14 protein-coding genes are annotated in these 16,445 nt (G+C 68.7%); 9 read left to right on the top strand and 5 right to left on the bottom strand.

The genetic code is table 11. The features are described 5' to 3' along the window. The first annotated feature begins 44 nt into the window (after positions 1–44). From BLQ91_RS33595 to BLQ91_RS33580, 4 genes are all read left to right on the top strand, one after another. Positions 45–674: an SCP2 sterol-binding domain-containing protein gene (locus BLQ91_RS33595; RefSeq protein ID WP_090103511.1), complete on the top strand. Its 630-nt coding sequence runs from the start codon at positions 45–47 to the stop codon at positions 672–674. Between the two features lie 24 nt (positions 675–698). Further along, positions 699–1,913, top strand: a complete 1,215-nt coding sequence (locus BLQ91_RS33590; protein WP_090103509.1) for an acyl-CoA dehydrogenase family protein — start codon at positions 699–701, stop codon at positions 1,911–1,913. Between the two features lie 309 nt (positions 1,914–2,222). Next, positions 2,223–2,642 carry a hypothetical protein gene (locus BLQ91_RS33585; protein WP_090103507.1) on the top strand — a complete coding sequence of 140 codons (420 nt, stop codon included), beginning with the start codon at positions 2,223–2,225 and terminating at the stop codon, positions 2,640–2,642. Positions 2,643–2,961: 319 nt separating this feature from the next. Beyond that, positions 2,962–4,122, top strand: a complete 1,161-nt coding sequence (locus BLQ91_RS33580; RefSeq protein WP_176960086.1) for an acyltransferase family protein — start codon at positions 2,962–2,964, stop codon at positions 4,120–4,122. Between the two features lie 41 nt (positions 4,123–4,163). Here the strand turns inward: BLQ91_RS33580 and BLQ91_RS41740 are convergent, their stop codons facing one another. From BLQ91_RS41740 to pdhA, 5 genes are all read right to left on the bottom strand, one after another. Continuing rightward, the gene (locus BLQ91_RS41740; RefSeq protein WP_176960085.1) at positions 4,164–4,490 is read right to left on the bottom strand and encodes a hypothetical protein; all 327 of its coding nucleotides are present in this window, start codon (positions 4,488–4,490) and stop codon (positions 4,164–4,166) included. 67 nt (positions 4,491–4,557) lie between these two features. Further along, on the bottom strand, positions 4,558–5,478 hold the full coding sequence (locus tag BLQ91_RS33570) for a helix-turn-helix domain-containing protein (RefSeq protein ID WP_090103502.1): 921 nt from the start codon (positions 5,476–5,478) through the stop codon (positions 4,558–4,560). Between the two features lie 141 nt (positions 5,479–5,619). Continuing rightward, positions 5,620–7,002: a dihydrolipoamide acetyltransferase family protein gene (locus BLQ91_RS33565; protein ID WP_090103500.1), complete on the bottom strand. Its 1,383-nt coding sequence runs from the start codon at positions 7,000–7,002 to the stop codon at positions 5,620–5,622. A gap of 14 nt (positions 7,003–7,016) precedes the next feature. Then, a complete protein-coding gene (locus BLQ91_RS33560) occupies positions 7,017–8,042 on the bottom strand; it encodes an alpha-ketoacid dehydrogenase subunit beta (protein ID WP_090103497.1) in 1,026 nt (341 codons plus the stop codon). Beyond that, positions 8,042–9,238, bottom strand: coding sequence for a pyruvate dehydrogenase (acetyl-transferring) E1 component subunit alpha (pdhA, locus tag BLQ91_RS33555; RefSeq protein ID WP_090103495.1), 1,197 nt, complete (start codon positions 9,236–9,238; stop codon positions 8,042–8,044). The genes BLQ91_RS33560 and pdhA overlap by 1 nt, the downstream gene beginning before the upstream one ends. 355 nt (positions 9,239–9,593) lie before the next feature. Here pdhA and BLQ91_RS33550 point away from each other — a divergent pair, with 355 nt between their 5' ends. From BLQ91_RS33550 to BLQ91_RS33530, 5 genes are all read left to right on the top strand, one after another. Continuing rightward, positions 9,594–11,012, top strand: coding sequence for a M20/M25/M40 family metallo-hydrolase (locus tag BLQ91_RS33550; RefSeq protein WP_090103493.1), 1,419 nt, complete (start codon positions 9,594–9,596; stop codon positions 11,010–11,012). Between the two features lie 78 nt (positions 11,013–11,090). Then, positions 11,091–13,745 (top strand): MGH1-like glycoside hydrolase domain-containing protein, encoded by a 2,655-nt coding sequence (locus BLQ91_RS33545; RefSeq protein WP_090103491.1) that lies wholly within the window; start codon positions 11,091–11,093, stop codon positions 13,743–13,745. Positions 13,746–13,986: 241 nt separating this feature from the next. Continuing rightward, on the top strand, positions 13,987–14,799 hold the full coding sequence (locus BLQ91_RS33540; RefSeq protein ID WP_090103489.1) for a basic amino acid ABC transporter substrate-binding protein: 813 nt from the start codon (positions 13,987–13,989) through the stop codon (positions 14,797–14,799). A 76-nt stretch (positions 14,800–14,875) separates the two neighbouring features. Further along, on the top strand, positions 14,876–15,679 hold the full coding sequence (locus tag BLQ91_RS33535; protein ID WP_090103486.1) for an amino acid ABC transporter permease: 804 nt from the start codon (positions 14,876–14,878) through the stop codon (positions 15,677–15,679). Beyond that, positions 15,676–16,443 carry an amino acid ABC transporter ATP-binding protein gene (locus BLQ91_RS33530; protein WP_090103484.1) on the top strand — a complete coding sequence of 256 codons (768 nt, stop codon included), beginning with the start codon at positions 15,676–15,678 and terminating at the stop codon, positions 16,441–16,443. The genes BLQ91_RS33535 and BLQ91_RS33530 overlap by 4 nt, the downstream gene beginning before the upstream one ends. Positions 16,444–16,445 lie beyond the last annotated feature (2 nt).

Below are 16,445 nucleotides of genomic sequence, written 5' to 3'. Positions count from 1 at the left end.
TCGCCAGTAGTCTTACTCGCGAGTAGGTACCAGGAGGTGTCCCCATGACGCTCGACCTCACCACCGAGGCGATCGCCAAGCTCAGCCCTGCCGAGCTGATCAGCACGTTGCAGCAGGTCTCGCCGGACGACCCCGCCCTCAAGGGCGTCGACATCGACGTCATCGCGCGCGGCATCGACCCGAAGAAGCTGGGCAAGGACGACTTCGCGGCGTTGCTGAAGGCACTCGGCGCCCTCGCCGACGGTGGCGCCGACCTCGACCTGTCGAAGATGGACCCGTCCAACTTCGCCCGCATCATCTCGCGCGCCTCGAAGGACCAGATCGAGGCCGTCGTGGCCGACGACGCCCTGCGGGTGCGCGTGCTGGACGAGGTCTTCCGCCGCATGGAGGTCCACTTCCGCGCGGACCGGGCCGGCGCGACGAAGGCCGTCGTGCACTTCCACGTGCTCGAAGACGTCTACGAGGCGATCATCGAGAACGCCGAGTGCACCATCAACAAGGGCGTGACGCGCGAGGCCCGCGCCATCGTCACGCTGACGCCCGCCGACTTCCTCAAGCTCGCGACCGGCAACGCCTCCGCCCCCGTGCTGTTCATGACGGGCAAGCTGAAGGTGAAGGGCGACCTGGGGTTCGCGGCCGGGTTCATGAGCCTGTTCAACATCCCGAAGGCCTGACCGAATTCTCTTGGGAGTGACTCAGTGGGTGGCTTCTCGCTCGAGCTGAACGAAGACCAGACCGACCTGCGCGACTGGGTGCACGGCTTCGCTCGTGACGTGATCAGGCCGGCGGCCTCCGAGTGGGACGAGCGCGAGGAGACGCCGTGGCCCGTGATCCAGGAGGCCGCGAAGATCGGCCTCTACGGCTTCGAGGCCCTCGCGACCTGGTTCGCCGACCCGATCGGCCTGTCCCTGCCGATCGCCACCGAGGAGCTGTTCTGGGGTGACGCCGGCATCGCGCTGTCGCTGATGGGTACCGGCCTCGCCGTCGCGGGCATCTTCGCGGGCGGCGAACCCGAGCAGCTCGCCGAGTGGGTGCCGGAGTGCTTCGGCGACGAGTCCGACCCGAAGCTCGCGGCGTTCTGCGCCTCCGAACCGCAGGCGGGCTCCGACGTCGCCGGCTACCGCACGCGCGCCCGGTACGACGAGGCCACCGACGAGTGGGTCATCAACGGCCAGAAGGCGTGGGCCACCAACGGCGGCATCGCGAACGTGCACGTCGTCACCGCCGTCGTCGACCCCGCCCTGGGCGCCCGCGGTCAGGCGGGCTTCATCGTCCCGCCCGGCACACCCGGCGTGTCGTCCCCGGGCAAGATCAAGAAGCACGGCATGCGCGCCTCGCACACGGCCGACGTCTTCTTCGACGACGTGCGCGTCCCCGGCCGTTGCGTCCTCGGCGGCCGCGAACGCCTGGAGGCCAGGCTCGCCCGCGCCCGCGAGGGCCAGCGCGCCGGCGGCCAGGCCGCGATGGCGACGTTCGAGACGACCCGCCCGACCGTCGGCGCCATGGCCGTCGGCGTCGCCCGTGCCGCCTACGACTACGCGCTCGACTACGCCAAGGACCGCGAGGCGTTCGGCCGCAAGATCATCGAGAACCAGTCGATCGCCTTCGACCTCGCGAACATGAAGATGGAGATCGACGCGTCCCGCCTGCTGGTGTGGCGTGCGGCGTGGATGGGGCGCAACAACGTGCCGTTCACCGCGGGCGAGGGCTCGATGTCGAAGCTCAAGGCGTCCGAGGTGTCGGTGTGGGCGACCGAGCGGGCGATCCACATCCTCGGTGGCGCCGGGTACACGCGGGAGCACCCGGTGGAGCGGATGCACCGCGACGCCAAGATCTTCACCATCTTCGAGGGGACCTCGGAGATCCAGCGGCTCGTCGTGTCGCGCGCGATCTCCGGCTTGCAGATCAGGTGAGTTGAGCACTTCTGGGCCGTCTGAGGGGCGGGGTCCTGCGAGGCTTGCAGACCCCGTCCACCGCGAGCCGCGCCAACGGCCAACGAACTGCGGACAGCACGAAGGGCGTTACCCCGGCACACCACGATCGGCTTCGTGTCGGGGTGATGCCTCGGGTGCGGATGACAGCGGCCAGCAGAAATCCACTTGGGCGGCCAGTTGCCGCAGCAGGCTTCGCTCACCGCTGGCGGCCATTTGCACGAACAGTGACGGTTCCGGCTGAGTCGCCGCATCCGGGCCCCGAGGACCATCGGCGGGTATCTTCACCGGATGACGGACGTCCGCGACTTCCGGCACGCCTGTTGTGCAGCTGCTCGTCGCACCGGCGGCAATGTGATCGAGTTCCGCCTCGCCGGCCATGTGACACCCAACTTCCACCAGGGGCTTATCGCCTACCGCGAGCGCACGGTCGCTGTCGCCTGCACGCGCGACTCAGCGGTGCTGGCCCTCGCAGAGCCCCGGACCATCGATTTCGTCGACGGCGCGGTGGAGTCGGGCCCGCTGACGTTTGTCGACGCCCCTGAGCTGATGGCTGTACTGGCCACGCTGCTGCCGAAATCCCGAGTGCTCACCCCGTCCGAGCTGAACGGCCCGTTCGACGCCACGGCGTGGCCCCACATCTCGTCAAACGACATCAGGTACTGGCGGCCCGGCACCCTCGGCGAAGCGCTCTTCAACTACTGGGACTGAAGAGCGCCGGAACCCCACATGCTCCGGTTGCCGTCACGCACCGCACTGACACCCGCGGCCAGATGACTTCCGCCAAGTGGCCGCCAGCGGGGAATCCGAACTGGCCACCGACATGGTGGGCTGCCCAAGCCAGGCCGGGTGCAGGCCGTCAAGGGCCGAGCCGGTCGAGCTTCTCACCCAGGACAGCCGGATCAGCCCCCGGCGCAAGATCAGGTGAGCCGCCCCGCCGGCCGGGACGTGCGCCCCGGCCCGCGATCTGCGGCGTTTGGTAATGTGCCGGGCGCCCCGCGGTCTGGGCGACCCCACCTGGAGGAACGCCGTGCGCACGTTGACCCATGCCGAGTTCATGGAGATGCGGCGCTTCCCCGCGCTCGACGGGTTGCGGGCGTTCGCGGCCGTGATCGTGGTGGTGTTCCACTTCGGCGGCGCCGAGTGGAAGTGGCTGTCCGGCTGGGTCGGCGTCTACCTGTTCTTCGTGCTCTCCGGCTTCCTGATCACCACGTTGCTGCTGCGCGAGCAGGACACCAAGGGCCGGATCTCGCTCAAGAACTTCTACATCCGGCGCGTGTTCCGGATCATGCCGCCGTACTTCGTGATCTTCTTCTTCATCATGGCGTTCTTCTACCTGCGCGGTGACTTCTTCACGATCCGCTACCCGGAGACGCTGAAGTACTACCTGCCGTTCATGAACGAGTTCCTGCCGGCGGGCATGGCGGGCGCGCCGAATGACTACTTCTCCGGCTCGTGGACGCTCGGCATCGAGCAGAAGTTCTACCTCGTGTGGCCCGCGCTGATGGTCGTCGCCGGAGTCGCCGCGGCCCGTCGGCGCGTGTACATCGCGCTGGGTGCGATGGCCGTGCTGATCGCCCTCATCCCGCTCACGGGCGGTTGGTTCACGGCGTACTCGATGAGCGCGCTCTACACGTCGTCGGTGCACTACGTGGTGCTGCTGGTCGGCGCTCTGCTGGCGATCGTCATGAACAGCAAGCGCCTGTACGCGTTCGTCCAGCCGTTGACGCACCCGCTGGTCGCGCCGGTCTCGATCATCGCGTTCGTCGTGCTGCACGTGAACATGGAGACGCTCTGGCACTCCACCGGCAACGCCGTGGTGCTGCTGCTGGGCTACGCGGTGCTGACGGCGGCGCTGATCGTGTCGCTCATGAACCGCAACCCCGTCACGTGGGTGCTGTCGACCGCGCCGATGCGCTTCGTCGGCGACCGCTCGTACTCGCTGTACCTGTTCCAGGGCATCGCGGGCTTCATGGTCGCCTCGATGCTGCCGCGCTTCCAGGTCTACGGCACGCTCACGGCCGTCGTGGTGACGCTGGTGTCGTTGCTGCTGGCGGACATCGTGTTCCGCTGGGTCGAGCACCCGGCGATCGAGCTCGGCCGCCGCATCATCGCGCGCCGCTCGCAGAAGGCGCAGGCGCCGGTGAACCCGCCGCACAAGGAAGTCCCGCCGGTCCCGGTCAACGCCTGAGGCCGTGTCCCGGGCACCGTTCAGCGTTGTGGCGGCGCGGATCAGAGAGGCAGGGTCAGGACCGCGCCCACTCGCTTGAGCTCGCGGCGGTGCACGGCGAGCAGCACGACGTCGGCGGGCCTGCGGAAGTGCAGGACCACGAAGTTGGGGTGCGGCGGGTCCTGGTCGACGATCTGCTCGACCCGGCCCTCGTCGTCGCTGAAGACGATCCGCTCATCCCAGATGATCTTGGTGGGCCCGAAGAACAGCTCACCCTCCTGCCACTCGCCGTCGAGGAAGACGTCGCCGTCCCCGCGCGAGTTGTCGTCCCCGCCCGGCCCGAAGGCCTCGCCGAGGACTCCCCCGAGAATCTCGAACAACGCAGACATCACGTTCCCCCTTCGTTGCCACAGGAACGAGCTGGGCGCCCAGCTGGTTCCCGTTGCCCGGGAGGGCTTATCCGAACGGCTGTCCGGCCTCGCGCAGCCAGGCCCGCTCCCGCGAGTGGTCCGGCACGGCCGGCCAGCCGTTGACCTTCGCGATCAGCACCCAGTACCGCTCGGCCCGCGGGTCCGCGAAGTCGGCGAACTCGCGCAGCTTCGTCACGAGGTGCTCGTCGTTCGGCAGGCCCAGGGCCTGCGCCCAGTTCGCGTTCACCCGGTCCACGACCTCGTCGGCTGCCGCGGACCCCGGCGCGATGCCGGCGTCGATCGCCTCACGGGCCTGGGCGATCGCGAAGGTGAACGCCTCCATCTGGTTCTCCGACCGGGGACCCATGTCCTCGCCGTTGCGGCGGTACTCCTCGTGCTGCTGCGACATCCGCTTCACCGAGGCGCGGAAGTCCGGGTCCTGCACGAGCTTCGCGAGCTCGACCCACGCCTCCAGCTGCTCGGTCGACGGGTCGTCCGGCAGCTCGATCCGCACCGACCGCATGTGCTGCTCGAACTGCGGGTCCAGCTCGTAGGGCCCGAACACCTCCTCGAAGAAGTCGTCGAGGATCCGCTGGCGCTCCTCGTCCGACATGCGTGCCAACTCGTTCATCAGTTCCATCTCCCCTCCTTTGGCGACGGCGCGCAGGACGGCACGGCGCAGCCGCAACGTCTTCATCTGCGCGTCGATCGCATCCGCGTGTGCCCGCGCCACGTCGGTCACCGACACCTCGCGCGCCAGGACGCGGCCGGCGGTCGGCAGGTCCACGCCCAGGTCCCTGAGCGTGCGGACCAGCTTCAGCCTCGCCACGGCGTCGGCGTCGTAGGTGCGGTAGCCGCCGGTGGTCCTGTCCACGGGCGGGATGAGGCCCGAGTCGGAGTAGAACCTGATGGTGCGGACGGTGAGTCCGGTCATCTTGGCGAGCTCGCCGATCTGGTAGCGCGTCACGGACCCACTGTGGACCCTCCAGTTGCTGGAGGGTCAACCTGAATCACCGGACGGGTGGCCGAACAGCGAAAAGGCCCCCGCACCGGAGTGCGGGGGCCTCGTCACGGGCTACCTCAGCAGGTCATCCTCAGCAGGTCATCCTCAGTAGGTCATCGCGATGCCCGGCTCGGCCAGCAGCGCGCCGACGTCGGCCAGGAACTGCGAGCCCTGCTGCCCGTCGACCACGCGGTGGTCGAACGACAACGCGAGCTGGCAGATCTTGCGGACCTTGATCTCGCCGTCGACCACCCACGGCATGTCGCGGATCGCGCCCAGGGCGAGGATCGCGGACTCGCCGGGGTTGAGGATCGGCGTGCCGGTGTCGACGCCGAAGACGCCGACGTTGGTGATCGTGATGGTGCCGTTCATCATGTCGGCCGGGGACGTCTTGCCCTCGCGGGCGACGGTGGCGAGCTCGTCGAGCGCGATCGCCAGTTCCTTCAACGACATCCGGTCGGCGTCGCGGACCTTCGGGACCACCAGGCCGCGCGGCGTGGCGGCCGCGATGCCCAGGTGGACGTAGTCCTTGTAGACGATCTCGTTCGCCGCCGCGTCCCAGGTGGCGTTGACGTCCGGCGTGCGGCGGGCCGCGAGGACGACCGCCTTGGCGCAGAACGCCAGCGGGGTCAGCTTCACGCCGCGGAACTCCGGCGCGTTCTTGAGGCGCGCGCGCAGTTCCATCATCGGGGTCACGTCGACCGTCAGGAACTCGGTGACGTGCGGTGCGGTGAACGCGCTGTCCACCATCGCCTGCGCGGTCGCCTTGCGGACGCCCTTGATGGGCACCCGGCGTTCGCGCGTGCCGTTGTCCACGTAGGACGTGGCGGCGGCCGGAGCGGCGGCGGGGGCGGAGACGGCGGTTTCGACGTCCTCGCGCGTGATGACGCCGCCGGGGCCGGAGCCCGTCAGGGCGTGCAGGTCGACGCCGAGGTCCTTGGCCAGCTTGCGGACCGGCGGCTTGGCCAGCGGCACGTAGCCACCCGGCGCCTGCACCGGCGCGGCGACCACCACGGGAGCGGGAGCAGGCGCGGGTGCGGGTGCCGGCGGAGCCACGACGGCAGCGGCCGGAGCGGCACCGGTGTCCTTGCGGGCACGGCGCTTCGCGGCACCGGACTTCGGGCCGTAGCCGACGAGCGTCGCGATGCGCCCGCCCGGCATCTCCTCGCCGATCTTGCCGGACGAGGTGCCGTTGGCCTCGGCGGCAGCCGGAGCCGGGGCGGCGGGTGCCGCGGCGCCACCGGGGTCGGTGTCGATCGTGATGATCGGGACGCCGACCTCGACGGTCTGGCCCGGCTCGGCCAGCAGCTCCGTCACGACGCCCGCCCACGGGCAGGGCAGCTCGACGGCGGCCTTGGCCGTCTCGATCTCGACGATGATCTGGTTGACCGTGACGGTGTCACCGGGCTTCACGTGCCAGGTGAGGATCTCGGCCTCGGTCAGCCCCTCCGCCGTGTCGGGCAGGGGGAATTGCTTGTACTGCGGCATTTCCGGTTGTCCCCTTACCAGGCGAGAGAGCGGTCGACGGCGTGCAGCACCCGGTCGAGGTCGGGGAGGAACTCCTCCTCGAGCTTCGACGGCGGGTACGGGGTGTCGAAGCCGGTCACCCGCAGCACCGGTGCCTGCAGGGAGTAGAAGCACTCCTGCTGGACCTTGGCCGCGATCTCGCTGGCGATCGAGGACTCGGACGGCGCCTCGGACACGACGACCAGGCGGCCGGTGCGGCGCACCGACTCGAACACGGGCGCCAGGTCGAGCGGCGACAGCGTGCGCAGGTCGATGACCTCCAGCGACGTGCCGTCCTCGGAGGCCGCGTTGGCGGCGTCGAGGGCAGTGCGGACCATCGGGCCGTACGCCACCAGCGTCGCGTCCGTGCCCTGACGCAGCACGCGCGACTCGAACAGCTTGCCGGGCGCGGACGTCGTGTCGACCTCGCCCTTTTCGTAGTAGCGGCGCTTGGGCTCGAAGAACAGCACCGGGTCGTCGCAGTCGATCGCCTGCTGGATCATCCAGTACGCGTCGGACGGGTTCGAGCACGAGACGACCTTGAGGCCGGCGGTGTGCGCGAAGTACGACTCGGGCGACTCCGAGTGGTGCTCGACGGCACCGATGCCGCCACCGAACGGCACGCGGATCACGATGGGCATCTTGATCTTGCCCTGCGTGCGGTAGTGCAGCTTCGCGACCTGCGACACGATCTGGTCGAAGCCCGGGAAGATGAAGCCGTCGAACTGGATCTCGCACACCGGGCGGTAGCCGCGGATCGCGAGGCCCACGGCGGTGCCGATGATGCCGGACTCCGCGAGCGGCGTGTCGAGCACGCGCTGCTCACCGAAGTCCTTCTGCAGGCCGTCGGTGATGCGGAAGACGCCACCGAGCTTGCCGATGTCCTCGCCCATCATGATGACCTTGGGGTTGGCCTCCATGGCCGCCCGCAGGCCCATGTTGAGCGCCTTGGAGATCGTGAGCGTCTGCACCGGGGTCGCCGGGGCGGCGGCGGTCGAACGATCCATCGTCGGAGCAGCCATCAGTGCTCACCTCCAGCAAAACCCGAGACGTAGTCGAGGAATTCGTCGCGCTGCGCTTCGAGGTTGGGGTTGCCCTCGGCGTAGACGTTGCTGAAGATCCGTTCAGCGGGCGGGTCGGGCATGTTCGTGCAGAACTCCCGCAGCTCCTCGCCCAGCTCGTCGGCGTCGGCCTCGACGCTCTCGAAGAACTCGCTGTCGGCCCACTGCTGGCGGACCAGGTAGACCTTCACGCGCTCGATCGGGTCCTTGAGCTTCCACATCTCCAGCTCGTCCGACAGCCGGTAGCGGGTCGGGTCGTCGGAGGTGGTGTGCGCGTCCATCCGGTAGGTGAACGCCTCGATCAGGATCGGGCCGTTGCCGTGGCGGCACTCGTCGAGCGCCCACTTCGTCACGGCGAGCGTCGCGAGAACGTCGTTGCCGTCGACGCGGATGCCGGGGAAGCCGTAGCCGCGGGCACGCTGGTACAGCGGCAGGCGCGACTGGCGCTCGGTGGGCTCGGAGATGGCCCACTGGTTGTTCTGGCAGAAGAAGACGAGCGGCGCGTCGTAGACCGCGGCCCACACGAAGCCCTCGTGCACGTCACCCTGGCTGGTCGCGCCGTCGCCGAAGAAGCACATGGTGGCTTCTCCCTCGTCGTCGCCGACCTTGCCGTCGAACTTCTGACCCATCGCGTACCCGGCCGCGTTGAGGACCTGGTTGCCGATGACGATCGTGTACGGGTGGAAGCGCTTCTCGACCGGGTCCCACGTGCCCTGGTCGGTGCCGCGGAAGATGCCGAGGAGCTCGGTCGGGTTGATCCCGCGCGTCCACGCGATGCCGTGCTCGCGGTAGCTCGGGAAGGCCATGTCGGTCTCGCGCATCGCCCGGCCGGCACCGATCTGCGCGGCCTCCTGGCCGAGCAGCGGCACCCAGATGCCGAGCTGGCCCTTGCGCTGCAGGGCGTTGGCCTCGCGGTCGACCCGGCGGATCAGGACCATGTCGCGGTACAGACCGCGCAGCTCCTCCGGCGTGATGTCGATGTCGAAGTCGGGGTGCGTGACGCGCTCACCCTCGGGGGTGAGGAGCTGCACCAGGTCGGCGCCGCCCTCGTCTGTCGCTCGCAAGCCTGCGATCACCTGTTCCGCTGTCGGTTTTGCGGCAGTGGCGGCCGGCGCTGCGTCCGGCTCAGGGTGCGTCCATTGCTCAGGGGACGACATGCGCCTACTCCTCTGTCTTCTCCGACCGCCCGATCGCTCGTGACGACCTCGTGCGGCGACGCCGGCGGTCGCCGCCAACCCTGTGGGGCCGGAGGCAGCCGTCGACGGTGACGGTGGCTTACGACCACATCCTGACACGGCCTCACCCGAGTTGGTGAGACCCGTCCCACTTCGTAACACACGAGTCAACGTTCTGATCAGCGACAACTGTCGGAGGTTCGACCTTTTGCCCTCCGACGGATGTCGTCCGGTCACCGGACGCGGATGTCCCGGTTACCGATCGTTAACTAATCGGGAGGTCTCGCACAAGAGGCTACGGACGCGAGCAGAGGCGGAGTCGTGACAGGATCGAGAGGTGGACCGCTCAGTTGTGACCAGCACCGTCAGGACGCTTTGGGACGACGACATCGTCCCGAGCCTGTCTCAGCTCGTCGCCGTGCCGGCGATCTCCCCCGCGTTCGACCCCGCCTGGGAGGAACACGGGGAGTTGGCGGCGGCGATCGACCACGTGAAGGCCTGGATCGCCTCGCGCTCGCTGCCCGGCGTGACGCTCGAGGTCGTCCAACTGGCGGGACGCACACCGCTGCTCGTCGTCGACGTCCCGCCGTCCGGCAACTCGGGCGACGACACGGTGTTGCTCTACGGACACCTGGACAAGCAGCCGCCGGTGGGCGGCTGGGGCGAGGGACTGGGCCCGTGGACGCCGGTGCTGCGTGACGGACGTCTCTACGGCCGCGGTGCCGCCGATGACGGTTACTCCGGATATGCCGCAATCGCTGCTATCGAGGCCGTGCGCACGGCGGGTGGTTCGCACGCCCGGTGCGTCGTGCTGCTGGAGACCGGCGAGGAGTCCGGTTCGCCCGACCTCCCCGCGTACCTGGAGCACCTGTCGGACCGCCTCGGCCGGGTGTCGCTGGTCGTCTGCCTCGACTCGGGCGGCTCCGACTACGACCGCATGTGGCTGACGACGTCGCTGCGCGGCCTCGTGCAGGTCACGGCCACCGTGCGGGTCCTGGACGGCGGCCTGCACTCCGGCATGGCGTCGGGCATCGTGCCGTCGTCGTTCCGGATCGCCCGGGTCCTGCTCGACCGGATCGAGAACTCGGAGACCGGCGAGATCCTGGTCCCGGAGATGCACGTCGAGATCCCGGCCCACCGCCTGGCCGAGGTCCGCGAGGCCGTCGAGGCCGCGCCGGGCGCGCTGTGGGACCCGGTTCCGCGCGTCGGCGACCTGCAACCCGTGTCGTCCGACGAGGTCGAGCTCGCGCTGAACTCCGGCTGGCGCCCGACCCTCTCGGTCACCGGCGCCGAGGGCCTGCCGCTGCCGGACGACGCGGGCAACGTCCTGCGCCCGTACACGACCCTCGTGCTGTCCTTCCGCCTGCCGCCGACGGCGTCGTCCTCGGCCGCCCTGGAGGCGGTGCGCGAGAAGCTGACCACCGACGTGCCCTACAACGCGACGGTCGAGCTCTCCCGGGTCGAGGCGGCCGACGGCTGGAACGCGCCCGAGCTGGCACCTTGGCTGTCGGCCGTGCTGGACGAGGCGGGCAAGGAGATCTTCGGCGCGCCGTGGCGCACCGTGTCGCTGGGCGGCTCGATCCCGTTCATGGGCCTGCTGCACGAGGCCTACCCGGACGCCCAGTTCGTGGTGACCGGCGTGATCGGGCCGGACTCGAACTGCCACGTCCCGGACGAGTGGCTGCACCTGGCGCACGCGGCGAGGGTCACCGAGGCGATCGCCCTGGTCCTCGACTCGCACGCGAAGCAGGGCTGACCCGTTTTCGAGTGATGTAGGACTCAGCCGAGACGCAGCCCCGACCGCCTGTTTGAACCCGTGTCGCACACTGGGGTGATGGGTGAGCATGCGGAACGGGCGCGTCTCGCGGAGTCGGACACACCGACTTCGCCGTGGCGGCTGTGGGGGCCGTACCTGTCGGGTCGCCAGTGGGGCACGGTCCGCGAGGACTACTCACCCCAGGGTGACGCGTGGGCCTCGTTCCCGTTCGACCACGCCCGTTCACGCGCCTACCGGTGGGGTGAGGACGGCATCGCCGGCCTCTGCGACGTGCACGGGTTCCTGAACTTCGCCGTCGCCCTGTGGAACGGCAGGGACCCGTTCCTCAAGGAGCGGTACTTCGGCCTCGCCAACGAAGAGGGCAACCACGGCGAGGACGTCAAGGAGCACTGGTGGGTGACCGACGGGACGCCCACCCACTCCTGGATGCAGGTGGTCTACCGCTACCCGCAGCGGGAGTTCCCGTACGCGCGGCTGCGGGAGATGGCGCGCAGCGCCGGGCGGGAGAACCGCGAGCCCGAGCTCAGCGACACCGGGGTGCTCGACGAGAACCGGTTCTTCGACGTCCAGGTCACCTACGCGAAGGCCGACACGGACGACATCTGCATCGAGATCAGCGCGACCAACCACGGGCCCCAGGACGCGCCGCTGCACCTGCTGCCCCAGCTGTGGTTCCGCAACACGTGGGCCTGGGGACGCGACCAGCGCCCGTGCCAGCTCGTCGCGAGCACCACGACCGGGCGGAAGGTCACGGCCGACCACGGCAACCTCGGCCGGTACACGCTGCACCTCGACGACTCGCCGTCGATGCTCATGACGGACAACGAGAGCAACGAGGTCGCCCTGTTCGGGGCCGAGCGCAACCCCTCGCCGTGGGTCAAGGACGGCATCTGCGACTACGTGGTGCGCGGCAGCACCTCGTCGTGCCAGGTCGCCGGGCCGGACGACGCCGGGGTGGCGGGCACGAAGTTCGCCGCCTGGTACTCGTTCGACCCGGTGGAGCCGGGCGAGACCGTCACGATCCGCCTGCGGCTGACCGGCGGCGACGGGCACGTCGACCCGTTCGGGCCGAGCTTCCGGGACACGATGAGCGCGCGGAAGCTCGAGGCCGACGAGTTCCACGACGCCATCGCACCGCAGAGCAGCACCGAGGAGAAGCACGTGCTGCGGCGTGCGCTCGCGGGGCTCATGTGGACCAAGCAGCACTACCGGTTCCGAACCCGTGACTGGCTCGACGGCGACCCGACCAAGCCCGAGGCGCCCTCGGGCAGGAGGACGCCCGAGGCGCGCAACGTGCACTGGCGGCACCTCGACGTCGCCGACGTCATCTCGATGCCGGACGAGTGGGAGTACCCCTGGTTCGCGGCGTGGGACCTGGCGTTCCACACGATCCCGTTCACGCTGGTCGACCCGGCGTTCGCGAAGGAGCAGCTGCTGCTGTTCTGCCGCGAGTGGATGATGCACCCCAACGGCCAGATCCCGGCCTACGAGTGGGAGTTCGGCGACGTCAACCCGCCGGTGCACGCGTGGGCCGCGTTGCAGGTCTACCGCGCGGACGGCAGCAGGGACCGGCGGTTCCTCGCCAAGATCTTCCACAAGCTGCTGCTCAACTTCTCGTGGTGGGTCAACCGCAAGGACGCCGACGGCAGCTACCTGTTCGAGGGCGGGTTCCTCGGCATGGACAACATCGGGCCGGTCAACCGGTCGGAGCCGATGCTGGGCGCGTGGCGGCTGGAGCAGTCCGACGCCACGTCGTGGATGGCCGCGTACAGCCTGCACCTGATGCAGATCGCGCTGGAGCTGGCGCGCGACGACGAGTCCTACGAGGACGTCGCCACGAAGTTCGTCGAGCACTTCCTGTCGATCGCGGAGGCCTTCACGCACTTCGGCTCGTCGGGCAACGGCATCTGGCACGACGAGGACGGCTTCTGCTACGACCGGGTCTCGCGGCGCCGGCCCGACGGCAGCGTCGAGTCCGAGCCGGTGCGCGTGCGGTCGATGGTCGGGCTGATCCCGCTGCTGGCGTCGGCCGTCCTGCAGCCGTGGGTGCTCGAGGAGCTGCACGGGTTCACCAGCCGGCTGGAGCACCTGCTCAAGCGCCGGCCCGAGCTGCGGCAGTTCATCACGTTCCACTACGAGCGCGGCGCCTTCGTGTCGTTGCTCGACGAGCAGAAGCTCAAGCGCGTGCTGCACCGCATGCTGGACGAGCAGGAGTTCCTCTCGCCGCACGGCATCCGCAGCCTCAGCGCGGCCCACCGCGAGGGCCTGGAGGTCAAGGTCGCGGGTCAGGACCACCGCATGGGCTACGAACCCGGCGAGTCGCACACGCCGATGTTCGGCGGCAACTCGAACTGGCGCGGCCCGGTCTGGCTGCCCACGAACGCGCTGCTCGTCGAGGCGCTGCGCACGGTCTGCGCGTTCCACGACGGCGCGTTCCAGGTCGAGATGCCGACGCACTCCGGCCGCTGGGTCACCGCGGGCCAGGTGGCGGACGAGCTGAGCGACCGGCTCGTCGGGCTCTTCCTGCCCGACCACGACGGGCGCAGGCCGTCCGACGGCAAGCGCGTCGAGGCCTCCGAGTCACCTCTTTGGCGCAAGCACGTCACGTTCAGCGAGTACTTCGACGGGGACACCGGGGAAGGGCTGGGTGCGACGCACCAGACCGGCTGGACGGCACTCGTGGCCGGTCTGCTGACCGAACGCACGCGCTGAGCAGGGCTGTCGTGATCAAATCCTGATCAAGGACACGCTCACGGATGGTTATCATTCGTGTGCAATACGTGCAAACGTTGTGTGACCTAGGCCAAATCGCACAATATTTTGCGCATCACTGGGCGATTTGACGCAAAATCATTGCAAGGCAGTGTCCTGTAACACGCACGTGCTGTCCACCACGTCACCCGAGTGGCAGGATCCCGTTCACTCGTCCGCGACAGTTACGAGGAGTGACGCAGTGGCTAGTCGTACCAGGCAGTTGATGGCCATGATCCCGGCCTTGGGACTGGCCGTGATGGCAGCTTCGGGCTGCGCGACTCCCGTGAACCAGCCCGCGGGCAACTCGGGTGTCACGCTCGTGCAGAGCGGCAAGCTCGTCACCTGCACCCACCTCTCCTACAAGCCCTTCCAGTACAGCGAGGGCGACAAGACGGTCGGCTTCGACGTCGACCTCGTCGACCTCGTCGCGAAGGACCTCGGGGTCACGCAGCAGATCTTCGACACCCCGTTCGAGACGATCACCTCGGGCACGTCGTTCAGCGCGAACCAGTGCGACCTGGCCGCCGCCGGCATGACGATCACCGACGAGCGCAAGCAGGCGATCGACTTCTCCGACCCGTACTTCGACGCCTCGCAGGCGCTGCTGGTCAAGAAGGGGGCGAACATCAAGTCCCTGGCCGACCTCAAGGGCAAGAAGCTCGGCGTCCAGCAGGACACCACCGGTGAGAAGTACGGCAACGACAACGCTGCCGCCAACGGCTACACCGTCGTGCAGTTCGAGGACCTGCCGCTGTCCGAGACGGCCGTCCGCACCGGCGCCGTCGACGCGGTGATCAACGACAACGGCGTTCTCTACGACTACGCCAAGGAGTTCCCGGACACCGAGGTCACCACCGAGTTCGAGACCGGCGAGAAGTACGGCATCGGCCTCAAGAAGGGCAACACCGCCCTGCAGACCAAGGTGAACGAGGTCCTGAAGAAGGCCAAGGAGAACGGCGAGTACGACAAGATCTACGAGAAGTGGTTCGGCAAGAAGCCGACGTCGAAGTAGTCGCTTCTCCGGGGCCGGTGCAAGCACGTCGCGCCGGCCCCGCCGCTTGTCCGAACCCTTTTCGCTAGGAGCCGCAATGGCCATGTCCAAGCGCAAGCGCGCGGGATACATCCGCTACGCGCAGTACGGACTGCTGGTCGTCATCACCCTGCTGGTCGCCTTCCTGGCCGACTGGGGGCAGATCAAGGGCGCGTTCTTCAACACCGAGATCGCCGCCTCGATGTTCCCCAGCGTCATCACCGTGGCGCTGAAGAACACCATCATCTACACCGCGCTCGGCTTCGCCTTCGGTCTCGCGCTGGGCCTCGTGCTCGCGCTGATGAAGCTGTCGTCGGTCGCGCCGTACCGCTGGATCGCGACGGTCTACATCGAGTTCTTCCGCGGTGTGCCGGCACTTCTGGTGTTCATCGGCATCTACTACGGCGTGCCGATCGCGTTCCAGATGCAGTTCCCGCCGCTGACGACGGTCATGCTGGCGCTCGGTGGCGTCGGCGCCGCCTACATGGCCGAAACGATCCGCGCCGGCATCCAGGCCGTGCCGAAGGGGCAGGTCGAGGCGGCCCGTTCGCTCGGCATGTCGAGCAGCCGCGCCATGATCACGATCGTGATCCCGCAGGCGTTCCGGATCATCCTGCCGCCGCTGACGAACGAGCTGATCCTGCTGACCAAGGACTCCTCGCTCATCTACATCCTCGGCCTGTTCCGCGAGCAGTACGAGCTCACCAAGTTCGGCCGGGAGACGCTGAGCCGCAGCCCGTCCCTCACGCCGATCCTCATCGCGGGTCTGTGCTACCTGATCATCACGCTGCCGCTCGGCTACCTGTCGCGGTACCTGGAGCGCCGTGGCACCACCGGCGGCAGGAAGAAGGTGTCGGCATGAGCGACGTCGCCGTCGAGATCACCGGGCTGAAGAAGTCGTTCGGCCCGCTGGAAGTCCTCAAGAACATCGACCTGAAGGTCAACCGCGGCGACGTGGTCTGCATCATCGGCCCGTCCGGTTCCGGCAAGTCGACGCTGCTGCGCTGCGTGAACGTCCTGGAGGAGCCGAACGGCGGCAAGATCGTCGTCAACGGCACCGAGCTGACCGACCCGGACGTCGACATCGACTCCGCCCGGACCAAGATCGGCATGGTCTTCCAGGGCTTCAACCTGTTCTCGCACCTCAACGTGCTGGCGAACCTCACGGTGGCGCAGCGCAAGGTCCTCAAGCGCTCCGAGGAGGAGTCGAGCAAGATCGCGCTGCACAACCTCGAGCGCGTCGGGCTGAGCGAGAAGGCGCACTCGATGCCCGCGCAGCTCTCCGGCGGCCAGCAGCAGCGCGTGGCGATCGCCCGCGCGCTGTCGATGGACCCCGAGGTGATGCTGTTCGACGAGCCGACCTCGGCGCTCGACCCCGAGCTCGTCGGTGACGTCCTCGGCGTGATGCGCCAGCTCGCCGACGAGGGCATGACGATGCTGGTCGTCACGCACGAGATGCAGTTCGCCCGCGAGGTCGCCGACAAGGTGATCTTCATGGACGGCGGCTACATCGTCGAGGAGGGCCCGGCGGCCGACGTGATCGGCAACCCGCAGGAACCGCGCACCCAGGAGTTCCTGGCCCGCGTGCTCGACCCGACGCACCACGGCCCGAGCGACCCGGTCTAGGT

The organism is Lentzea jiangxiensis, from assembly GCF_900104175.1.
Lineage (GTDB): Bacteria > Actinomycetota > Actinomycetes > Mycobacteriales > Pseudonocardiaceae > Lentzea > Lentzea jiangxiensis.
This window is presented reverse-complemented; position numbering and strand designations above follow the sequence as displayed.